General features: G+C 35.4%; 13 protein-coding genes. 12 read left to right on the top strand and 1 reads right to left on the bottom strand.

What is annotated here, in order from left to right:
- Nucleotides 1-57: 57 nt before the first annotated feature.
- The 7 genes from H5J24_RS23355 (at nt 58) to H5J24_RS23330 (ending at nt 6,214) form a co-directional block, all read left to right on the top strand.
- Nucleotides 58-780 carry a thioesterase II family protein gene (locus H5J24_RS23355; protein ID WP_068941493.1) on the top strand — a complete coding sequence of 241 codons (723 nt, stop codon included), beginning with the start codon at nt 58-60 and terminating at the stop codon, nt 778-780.
- 29 nt (nt 781-809) lie between these two features.
- Nucleotides 810-1,370, top strand: coding sequence for an MFS transporter (locus H5J24_RS26055; protein WP_346729934.1), 561 nt, complete (start codon nt 810-812; stop codon nt 1,368-1,370).
- Nucleotides 1,255-2,025, top strand: a complete 771-nt coding sequence (locus tag H5J24_RS26050) for an MFS transporter (protein ID WP_346730009.1) — start codon at nt 1,255-1,257, stop codon at nt 2,023-2,025. The genes H5J24_RS26055 and H5J24_RS26050 overlap by 116 nt, the downstream gene beginning before the upstream one ends.
- 66 nt (nt 2,026-2,091) lie before the next feature.
- Entirely contained in the window at nt 2,092-2,994 is a 903-nt protein-coding gene (locus H5J24_RS23345) for an AraC family transcriptional regulator (protein WP_082811054.1), read from the top strand.
- Between the two features lie 263 nt (nt 2,995-3,257).
- A complete protein-coding gene (locus H5J24_RS23340; protein ID WP_068941145.1) occupies nt 3,258-5,504 on the top strand; it encodes a TonB-dependent receptor in 2,247 nt (748 codons plus the stop codon).
- 49 nt (nt 5,505-5,553) lie between these two features.
- Nucleotides 5,554-5,721, top strand: coding sequence for a hypothetical protein (locus tag H5J24_RS23335; protein ID WP_232815909.1), 168 nt, complete (start codon nt 5,554-5,556; stop codon nt 5,719-5,721).
- Nucleotides 5,696-6,214, top strand: a complete 519-nt coding sequence (locus H5J24_RS23330; RefSeq protein WP_232815908.1) for a hypothetical protein — start codon at nt 5,696-5,698, stop codon at nt 6,212-6,214. The genes H5J24_RS23335 and H5J24_RS23330 overlap by 26 nt, the downstream gene beginning before the upstream one ends.
- A gap of 200 nt (nt 6,215-6,414) precedes the next feature.
- On the opposite strand, the gene H5J24_RS23325 is transcribed toward H5J24_RS23330, so the two are convergent.
- Nucleotides 6,415-6,576: a hypothetical protein gene (locus H5J24_RS23325; protein ID WP_167386963.1), complete on the bottom strand. Its 162-nt coding sequence runs from the start codon at nt 6,574-6,576 to the stop codon at nt 6,415-6,417.
- Between the two features lie 334 nt (nt 6,577-6,910).
- On the opposite strand from H5J24_RS23325, the gene H5J24_RS23320 reads away from it, so the two are divergent.
- From H5J24_RS23320 to H5J24_RS23300, 5 genes are all read left to right on the top strand, one after another.
- Entirely contained in the window at nt 6,911-8,212 is a 1,302-nt protein-coding gene (locus H5J24_RS23320; protein ID WP_232815907.1) for a 2TM domain-containing protein, read from the top strand.
- Nucleotides 8,199-8,519: a 2TM domain-containing protein gene (locus tag H5J24_RS23315; RefSeq protein WP_232815906.1), complete on the top strand. Its 321-nt coding sequence runs from the start codon at nt 8,199-8,201 to the stop codon at nt 8,517-8,519. Before H5J24_RS23320 ends, H5J24_RS23315 begins: the two co-directional genes overlap by 14 nt.
- 55 nt (nt 8,520-8,574) lie before the next feature.
- A complete protein-coding gene (locus H5J24_RS23310; RefSeq protein WP_068941137.1) occupies nt 8,575-9,144 on the top strand; it encodes a methyltransferase family protein in 570 nt (189 codons plus the stop codon).
- A gap of 361 nt (nt 9,145-9,505) precedes the next feature.
- Nucleotides 9,506-9,796 (top strand): 2TM domain-containing protein, encoded by a 291-nt coding sequence (locus H5J24_RS23305; protein WP_068941491.1) that lies wholly within the window; start codon nt 9,506-9,508, stop codon nt 9,794-9,796.
- 21 nt (nt 9,797-9,817) lie between these two features.
- On the top strand, nt 9,818-10,090 hold the full coding sequence (locus H5J24_RS23300; protein ID WP_068941134.1) for a 2TM domain-containing protein: 273 nt from the start codon (nt 9,818-9,820) through the stop codon (nt 10,088-10,090).
- Nucleotides 10,091-10,123: the final 33 nt, after the last annotated feature.

The raw sequence follows: 10,123 nt of genomic DNA, 5'->3' as shown, positions 1-10,123 counted from the left end.
AAAAGACATGGGAGATTGCTGTCTCCCATGTTTTCCTGTAAAAACGAAAAAAAACCTATGAACAGAACCACATCATCAAAACCACAGATATTTTTATTACACTATGCAGGCGGAGACGGAAATTCCTTTCGCCCTTTAATAGAAGAATTACGATCGCAATTTCAGATAGAAACACCGGAGCTCCCGGGAAGAGGAAACCGAATGTCAGAACCTCCTTTAAAAGATAAAAAAGAAGCCGTCTCAGACATATTGGATCAAATAAAACGTACCCGACAGAAAGACGTTCCTTACTTGATCTACGGTCACAGCATGGGAGCCATATTAGGATTTGAAATTTGCCATGCAATGGAAAAAGAGGACGATGCCCCCGTACATTTTGTAGCGACAGGATATCCGGGACCAGGAATAAAAGATACTCCGCCTATTGCAGACCTTCCCAAAACAGAATTCTTTGCTGAAGTAAGAAAACTAGGAGGAATTTCTGATGAGGTAATGCAGTATGAAGAATTATTAGATTTCTTTGAACCTTTATTGAGAGGAGATTTCGGACTTTTGGAAAATAAAAATAACCAGACCCCTGATATAAAAATACAGACTCCAATCTATGCGGTAATGGGTAAAAGTGAAAAATATGCACTGAATATAAGAAATTGGGCCAATTATACAGAAGCAGCATGTGAATGTCAGATTGTGAATGGAAATCATTTCTTCATCAATCAGAATTTCAATTATCTGTCACAGGTGATCAAGAATCTAATGAGTGCAACAACGGCTAAATAGCTCTATTCACTACTAACGAACGAAATGTCATGGCTAAAGAAAAAAATTACGCATTAGTTTTTATTTACATTACTATTCTGATTGATATCATCGGAATAGGGATTGTTGCTCCCGTATTACCTACACTCATTTTAAAATTATCTAAAGGAGATTTAAGTGCAACAACACAATATATAGGGTGGTTTATATCCATATATGCTTTCATACAGTTTATATTTGCTCCTATTCTGGGAAGCCTTAGCGATCGATATGGCCGTCGTCCCTTGTTGCTATGGTCTCTGCTGGGACTTGGAATAGATTATATCATTCTTGCGATGGCTCCCAATCTCATTTGGCTTTTTGTAGGAAGAATAATTGCTGGAGTTATGGGCTCCAGTATAACTACAGCAACTGCATATGTAGCAGACGTCAGTACTCCTGAAAAAAAAGAGTCAGAATTTTGGAATGATAAGTGCTGTTGCGGGGCTGGGCTTAATTATTGGTCCTGTAATTGGAGGTGTATTGGGACAATATGGGGAAAGGATTCCTTTCTATGCTGCAGCAGGATTGAGTATTATCAATTTTATGTATGGCGTTTTTGTTTTACCTGAATCATTGAAAAAGAGCAACCGAAGACCATTCTCCTGGAAAACAGCCAATCCTATAGGAGCAATGAGAAGTATTAAAAAAGAAATACTGGCACCATCTCTGATCTTTGCATTTGTATTTATTGCTTTGGCAGGACATGCCATGCAGAGTACATGGAATGTATATGGAATGGAAAAATTTAATTGGAAGGCAGATATGATCGGGTATTCATTAGGTTTTTTTGGCATTTTAATGGTAATATCTCAGGGATTGCTCATTGGATTATTTATTAATAAACTGGGACAGAAGAAATCAATAATGATTTGCCTACTTATTTACTGTGTCAGTTTGTTTTTGTTTAGTCTCATCAATCAGTCATGGATGGCTTTTGTGGTTATGATTCCCTATGCATTGGGAGGAATGGCGACTCCTATACTTCAAAGTCTGATATCATCAAAAGTTCCTGATAACAAACAGGGATTATTACAGGGAGGTTTATCCAGTATTGGAAGCATTACCGCTGTTTTTGGGCCTTTATTGATGACCAATATATTTGCTTATTTTACATCAGGATATGCTCCTTTCATCTTCAGTGGGGCTCCGTTTGTTCTGGCTTCTGTTTTGGGCGTGATAGGGAGTGTGTTTGTATATGCAGCCCTAAAAAATGAGAAGGCCTGAAAATAGCAATATAAGACAACAGAAGTACGCTTAGGATCAATACCTTTGTGATTCTACACCTTTATTTTGGAAGAATACAAAAAACGGATTGTAAAAACCTTACAATATATAGAAACGAACCTTGACGCTGATCTCTCTCTGGAAAAACTGGCAGAGATCAGTGCCTATTCGCCTTTCCATTTTCACAGAATATTCAAACTGATTACAGGAGAAACCCTCCAGAATTATATTATCAGAAAAAAAATAGAAAAAAGTGCTTTTTTCCTGGCAGTAAAGAAGGATGTGGAAATTAAAGAAATCTATCTTGACCTTGGATTTTCAAATCACTCTGTTTTCAGCAAAACCTTTAAAAAATATTACGGATTACCCCCTTCCGAATTTCGCAGAGCAGCCCCAGAAGCATTTCACAAGATTTTACAAACCCAAAGCAAGAACGGACAAGTTGATACAGTTTTCAGCCAATACATTTGCACTATTGAAAACCTATTAAATTGGACAACAATGAATTTAAAAATTGAAGTAAAAGAAATGCCGAAAATGAATCTGGCGGCAGTAATGAGCCTTGGTATTGCTGGGGTAGAACCCTCTTATAATGTGCTCATAGACTGGGCGAAAAAGAAACATCTGTTTCCCCGTGAAAATGTAAAAATGATCTCTGTGTATCATGACAGTTTTAAAGTAACACCTCCGGATAAAGTCAGGATTCATGCCTGTATGGTATTGGATGAAAAGCTGGAAGACCCAGCAGGGGAAGTTTTTTCAGAAACGATAGAACCAGGGAAATTTATCGTAGGAAGCGGTGAAGTTACGCTTAACGATTTTGAGCAATGCTGGGTCTCATTGTTTTTATGGATGAACGAACATCACTATTCTACAAGAAGAACCTTCCCGTTTGAGATTTATCATTCCAACTTTAAAGAACATCCGGAAGGAAAAATGATCGTGGATTTCTGTATCCCGATTCAGTAATTAATTTTAGGCAGAAAGCTCAAAGCTGGAAGCAGGGAGATAGAAGAAGGAAGTCGTGAAGGTCATAATGAATAAGCATCTGCCTTTCAAAGGCAATTGATTTGAAAGTGAACATCAGTGGCTATAACTAAAAGTAACTTCCAGCCTCCTTCCTTCCAGCTTCTCGCTCTTTTTACCATTCAGTAACAAAAGAATGCCTTTCAGTAATAATTTTTTTACAAGAGGACATTTTCATATTACTTTTGATTCAGAAATTAATAATCATGAAAACACAAGGACATAAAATATTTTTTCTGATAGCATTGATTGCTTCCATAATGGGATATTCGCAGGTGAAGATCTCAGGAAAAGTTTCCTTTAAAAATAAAGGAGTAAGTGAAGTAAATGTCACGCTGAAAGATACCTATGACGGGACGACTACAGATGCCCAGGGTAATTTTTCTTTTGAAACTTCAGAAAAAGGAGAGCATACAATAACATTTACCCATCCGAAATATGAAGATATAGAAAGAATAGTTTCAATTGAAAATCAGAATGTTTCTTTGAATGTTGACCTTAAAGAGCAGATCAGCGAGATTGATGCAGTAGTAGTTTCTGCGGGGTCTATTGAAGCAAGTGATAAGAAAAGAGCAACAGCATTGCTTTCTCCTATAGATATTTACACCACAGCAGGAGCTGACGGGCAGATTTCTTCAGCTTTAACCTATCTTCCCGGAGTACAGAAGGTGGGCGGAACTGAAGGCCTTTTTATCAGAGGTGGTACAGGAACAGAGTCTAAAATTTTTATGGATGGAAGTCTTATTAATAATTATTTTTCTAATTCTGTTCCGGGAATTGCAGGAAGAGACCAGTTCAATACCTCACTTTTCAAAGGAAATATATTTTCAAGCGGCGGATATTCTGCATTGTACGGGCAGGCTCTTTCAGGAGTCTTGATGTTAGAAAGTGTGGATCTGCCGGATCAGAGTTCTTACAGTTTAGGCGTTTCACCTATTTTTCTGAGTGCTGGGTTTCAGAAGCTTGGAGATAATAAAAACTATTCCTACGGAGCTACAGCAGGATATTCTATTTTAAGCCTGATGCAGAAAGTTTTTAATTTTAATACAGATTTTGTTGAAGCACCGCAGGGACTTAACGGAGATCTGAATTTCAGATTTAAAACAAAATCAGGAGGTTTTTTCAAATATTATGGGATGTTCAACTCCAATAAAATGGGAGTAAGATCAGAAAGTCTTGAACCCGGATATGATTTCAGCCTGGTAAAGCTTAACGGTAAAAATACTTTTCATAATCTCTCTTTTAAACAGAAATTTGGAAAATATCTTTTGAATGTAGGAGGTTCTTACTCTTACAATACATCAGATCTTCATTTCTCTACAGAAACCAATGATGTTGAATCCAACAGAAGCCAGCTTCTTACAAACGGAAATTATTTGAATTTCAAAGCAGTTCTTGAAAGAAAAATCAATAGAATCAGCGCTCTTAGAGGAGGATTTGAGTTGAATAATACAGATGAAAACCTGAACTTTGAAGCAGTACAGAAACATTATAAAGATTTGATTTCTTCTGCCTTTCTTGAAACAGATCTGGGGTTCAGTAATGCACTGTCAGCAAAAATAGGAGTAAGAGCAGAGCACTCTTCTTTTTTAGGAAAGAATAATATTGCCCCACGTTTTGCCATTGCTTACCGTCTGGCAAAAGACTGGACGACTTCCTTTGCTTATGGTCTTTTTTATCAGAATCCGGAAAGTAAATATATCAATGGGCCTGCAGATCTTGGTTTCCAGAAGTCTCAGCATTATATTTTTCAGGTTCAGAGAGCTTCGGAAGGTAGAACACTGCGCTTTGAGGCATTTTATAAAAAATATGACCAGCTGATTAAAACATTTAATGGTAATCAGGATAAAGAGCAAAATCAGCAGATCCAGACTGCTTTAAACAACAGTGGATATGGATATGCAAAAGGGATAGAGTTTTTCTGGAGAGACAATAAAAAAACATTTGAAAATATTGATTATTGGATCAGCTACTCATACCTGGATTCCAAAAGAGACTTTCTTAATTATCCGGTAAGCCTGCAGCCAGGTTTTGCAGCAGAACACACCCTTTCTGCAGTGGCAAAAAGATTTATCCCGGAATGGAAGCTTGGGGTAAACTTATCGTATACCTACGCCAAAGGACGTCCTTATTATGATATTGCCTCAACATTTGAGAATGGGAACGCAATTAATTATACCAGAAATGAAGGAAGATTAAAAGATTATAATGCTTTGAATTTCAGCATTAATTATCTTCCGAATATAGGTAAAAAAGATGCAAAAGCCTTTCCGGTGTTCGTATTGAGTATCAGTAATATTTTAGGATCAAAGAATGTATACGGCTATAATTTCTCTACAGACGGATCCAGAAGTTCTGCAATCGTTCCGCCAGTCAATACCTTTGTGTTCATTGGAGCATTTATAAGTTTCGGAGTAGATAGAACAGATGATGCCATCAATAATAATTTATAAAAACATACCTTAGGGTAAACAAACATACTAACTTTTAATATTTAATATCATGAAAAAATACCTTTTAAGCTTTGCTTTAGCTTTGGTGAGTTTAACGGCTTTTGCTCAAGCTGATTACGAAAAAATAATGACTGAAAAAATTGCCAAAATAGAATCCTGCAAGACCCCGGAAGATTTTCAGAACTTATCTAATGATTTCCGAGAGAATAGGAAGTAAAGAAAGTACACAATGGCTTCCTCCATATTACGCAGCATTGTCCCAGATTCAAAAAGGAAGGGTGATGATGAGAAATGGAAATACGCAGGATCTGGATGGGGTTGCTGAACAGGCAGAAAAATATTTGGGAACAGCTCAGAGCCTTGCAGGAGCTGATAATGCTGAGATCCGGTTGTTGAAAAAAATGGCATATTCACTTAGAATGATGGTCAACCCGCAGCAACGTTTTATGACAGACGGCGCAAGAGCTTCCGAAGAATTGAGCAGAGCAGAAAAATTAGACCCTGCCAATCCTAGAATTGCTCTCATTAAAGCGGAAGACGTTTATTTTACCCCTGAGCAATACGGAGGAAGTAAAAGCAAAGGAATAGAAATGTTTAAAGATGCACTCGCAAAATTTAATGCTTATAAACCTAAAACAGCTTTAGACCCAAACTGGGGTAGAGGAGAAGCTGAGTATTTTATAAATTTACCGGCAGAAAGTAAAAAATAATCTCATTGAATTGATCTCAAAAGCAAAAAAATAAGTTTTGTCATTCAGGGATCATTCATCATCCTTACAACAAGAACTAACATTTAATCTAAAAAGGAAAAGTACCATCATCGTGGTACTTTTCCTTTTTTATATAAAAACTAAGCTTATTCACACAAATTTCAGTCTTTTAAACTAAAATTAGGGGTAATCGTTCGGGGTTAGCATGCAAAAACGGAGCATCTTCCAAACTGATTTCTGCACATATTCCAGCCACATCCATCATCCTCAAACGGGTCTTTTGGAAGTAAACCACCTCCAACTCTCTTTTGCTCGTCTCTTGTCAGTTTTTTTAACGCTTTGAACTTAATTTGTTTTTTCATTTTAGTTTGTTTTTTGATAGTTCCTACTCTTTAAGCTTTTCGGATAACGCTGTTTGTTATTTCCCTAAATTAGGATAAATATTGTAATTGGCAAAATTATTTTCATTAAAATGTTTGTTTTTTAATGAATAGTTTTTAAAATGTATTGTTTTAATGTTGAATTGTTAATTTTATATTAGCCCGCTAAAGGAAGTTTCATTCAATCTTATATCCCTATACCATTCAGTAATTAAAACTAACCCTTCGGTAAGAAATAATTTTTGATACCTTTAATAAAAACTATTTTTGAATCAAGAAAACCCGTCATGAAGCGTAAGGAAATTATAACCATGTTTTGGATCTCATTCATAGTCTCTATGTTTTTCTTTTTGCCTTTACAGGAGAGAAGAACCTGGAAAACTTTGTATTGACTATATTTATTTCTCTGCTATACACTTTTGTATTAGGAGGTGGAAACGGATTGCTGAACAGCTTTCTCAACAAAAAGTTTCCCTGGTCTGAAGAAACATCCAAAAGAGCAGTGATCAGTATTATCTCCGTTATTATTGTCAATATTATATTAGTCTACTTTTGTAATTATATCAATTTTGTATTGATTCAGAACGCGGCTACTACAGAAGAGTACTTTTCTGGGAAATACAACTTCGCCAACTGGTTTACCATCAATATTGCCCTGCTTGTTTCTGCTTTTCTTCATGCAAAGAATTTTATGCAGGAACTGAAGAAAACTTCCAGGAAAGAAGTGGTGGAGCAAAAGCTTATTGCAAAATCAGCCAATGCACAATTTGAAAGTTTAAAAAACCAGCTGGATCCTCATTTTCTTTTTAATTCTTTAAATGTTTTAAGCTCATTAATTGATGAAAACCCTAATCAGGCACAGAAGTTTACAGCCTCAATGTCAAAGATTTACCGATATGTACTTGAACAGAAAGATAAAGAGCTGGTGACAGTGGAAGATGAAATAGAATTTGCCAAAACCTATTGCGATCTTTTAAAAACAAGATTCGAAGACAGTGTTGATTTTATTTTTGATGTGAAGCAGGAAGACTACCGGAAGTATGTTGTGCCTTTGTCGCTGCAGCTTCTGTTGGAAAACTGTATCAAACACAATTTTGCTACATCATCAAAGCCTTTGGTCATCAGAATTTTTTCAGAAAATGATATCCTTTGCATTGAGAACAATTTACAGGTAAGAGAGCAGATTAAAGAAAGCTCAGGGATCGGATTGGCAAATATTGTACAGCGGTATTCGCTGCTTACAAAAAGGAATGTATTCATTGAAAAATCTGACGATTATTTTAAAGTAAAACTTCCGATGCTTATTAATAAGCCTAATATTGTCAGTGAAAAACCGGATGATGATCTTAAAGCTTATAAGAAAGCCCAGAAAAGGATGAAAGAGATCAAAGATTTCTATATGAATCTGATTTCTTACTGTATTGTAATTCCTTTTTTGATCTTTATTAACCTTTTCACCAAAAGTTCATTTCACTGGTTCTGGTTTCCGGTGTTTGGATGGGGAATTGGGCTGGCTACTCATGCCTTTCAGGTATTTGGAGTGGGGGAATCCTGGCAGGAAAAGAAAATTCGTGAAATTATGAACAATCAAAAAAATAATAACGATGGAAAGATTTGATGAAAATGATATTCAATATCAGAAAGCAAAAAGATATGTTGAGAAGTTGAGAGGCTTTTATGCGCATTTATTTGTGTATATCGCCATTAATGTGATGATTGTCTTTTACAATTATTCTCATCTAAAACCTGGAGAGAGCTATTTTGAATTTAAAAACTTCTTTACACTCACATTCTGGGGCATCGGACTATTAGCTCATGCCGCAACTGTTTTCTTGTCAAAAAGCGGTTATCTGCACAATTGGGAAGAAAAAAAAAATTCAGGAACTGATGAAAAAAGAGAAGAAAGATTTGTAGAAAAAGCATAAGCTCTCCTTATTTTTCCTTGAATTTTGAATTGAAAACCTTTTAAATAGTATCAAAATGAAAGCTTTACAAATTCTCTTCGTAATATCTATGATGGCGTGGTTTCTCAGTGAGTTTCTGTATAAAAATATGCTGAAATCCGGTAAAGATGATAAAAAAGGAAAGGATAGATCTACCCTTAATATTCTTTGGCTGGCCATTCCTTTTTCAATTGCAGCTGCAGTAACGATTTCCAACCTGTCAACACTCCCGATTACAACTGGGAGCTGGATGATGTACGTTGGAGAAGCATTTATTCTTATCGGAATTATTTTCAGATTTGTTATTATCAGGTCCTTGGGAAAATATTTTACGGTAGACGTTACCATTAAAGAAGATCATAAGATCAAGAAAGAAGGCTTTTATAAATATTTAAGACATCCATCATATGCCTTTTCCCTGCTGACCTCTTTGGGCCTTGGATTATACCTGAATAATTGGCTGTCTCTGATCTTAGCCTTTGTACCTCCGTTTTTAGCCTTTGCCTATAGAATCAAAATAGAAGAACAGGCTCTCATAGAACAATTTGGAGAAGAATATATTCGATACAGAAAAGGCACAAAGAAACTCATCCCGTTTATCTATTAACTTTATTAAAAATCCGGTTTACAATACCTATGTGGTTAAAAAAATAAACCACATAGATTTCTATGTTAATAAGCAAATATTCTAAGCATTTTTATTGATAAAAATTCTTCTTTTGGAAAAAAATGGCTGTTTTCGTTTGATTACAGCCACATAGCATATATGGTTCTTAAATAAGTGTTTGCTGATCAACTAATTTTTGATTTTCTGTAACCCATTCAATTTCATAAAATTCATTACTCCTTTATTTTTTACCATTCGGGAAGCATAATCTACCGCTCAGTCATATAAAATTGATTGGAGGGTCTTTTCCGCCATACCTTTGAATCAAGAAAAAGACAAATTAACCTTAAAAAATAAAAATATGGAAACTTTTAGTAAAGACACAACCGCTTATGAAAGAGCATCAAGAAGAGTAAAAGAATTAAAAGAATTCTACGGAAATCTTACCTCCTTTTGTATTGTCATCCCTTTTCTTGCCTTTTTAAATCTTATGACAGCTCCTGGTTATTTATGGTTTTTATGGCCAATGCTGGGATGGGGAATCGGTATCACGTTTCACGCTGTAAATGTATTTGGAATTGGGAAAAGTTGGGAAGAGAAGAAGATTAAAGAATTGATGGAAGAAGAGAAAGGAAAAACTAAAACATTATAATAACTTTAAAAATAATATATCATGGATTACAACAGAGCATACGAGAGAGTTAAGCAATTGAAAAAGTTTTATAAACACCTGATGTGGTTTGGAATTATATCAGTAATAATGATCGGAAATGATTGGTTTAATGATGAAATGCATTACCAAATATTTGGCGGACACCTGTTTTTAGGGGTTTGGGCATTAATTCTGGTGATGAAAGGCGTTTCTTTATTTATTTTTAATGATGAATGGGAAAAGGAAACTATCGAAAAAGAAGTGGGAAAAAATAAAAAAACTATAAATTATTAAATCTGATTATTTTACCTAATTTTATTTTCCAAT

The organism is Chryseobacterium capnotolerans, from assembly GCF_021278965.1.
GTDB lineage: Bacteria > Bacteroidota > Bacteroidia > Flavobacteriales > Weeksellaceae > Chryseobacterium > Chryseobacterium capnotolerans.
The sequence above is the reverse complement of the archived record's forward strand: the minus strand, read 5'-3'. Positions and strand labels throughout refer to the sequence as shown.

Coding starts and splice junctions, on each gene's coding strand:
- H5J24_RS23355 (WP_068941493.1), top strand. CDS start 58: ATGAACAGAACCACATCATCAAAACCACAGATATTTTTATTACACTAT.
- H5J24_RS26055 (WP_346729934.1), top strand. CDS start 810: ATGGCTAAAGAAAAAAATTACGCATTAGTTTTTATTTACATTACTATT.
- H5J24_RS23340 (WP_068941145.1), top strand. CDS start 3,258: ATGAAAACACAAGGACATAAAATATTTTTTCTGATAGCATTGATTGCT.
- H5J24_RS23335 (WP_232815909.1), top strand. CDS start 5,554: ATGAAAAAATACCTTTTAAGCTTTGCTTTAGCTTTGGTGAGTTTAACG.
- H5J24_RS23330 (WP_232815908.1), top strand. CDS start 5,696: ATGATTTCCGAGAGAATAGGAAGTAAAGAAAGTACACAATGGCTTCCT.
- H5J24_RS23325 (WP_167386963.1), bottom strand. CDS start 6,576: ATGAAAAAACAAATTAAGTTCAAAGCGTTAAAAAAACTGACAAGAGAC.
- H5J24_RS23315 (WP_232815906.1), top strand. CDS start 8,199: ATGGAAAGATTTGATGAAAATGATATTCAATATCAGAAAGCAAAAAGA.
- H5J24_RS23310 (WP_068941137.1), top strand. CDS start 8,575: ATGAAAGCTTTACAAATTCTCTTCGTAATATCTATGATGGCGTGGTTT.
- H5J24_RS23305 (WP_068941491.1), top strand. CDS start 9,506: ATGGAAACTTTTAGTAAAGACACAACCGCTTATGAAAGAGCATCAAGA.
- H5J24_RS23300 (WP_068941134.1), top strand. CDS start 9,818: ATGGATTACAACAGAGCATACGAGAGAGTTAAGCAATTGAAAAAGTTT.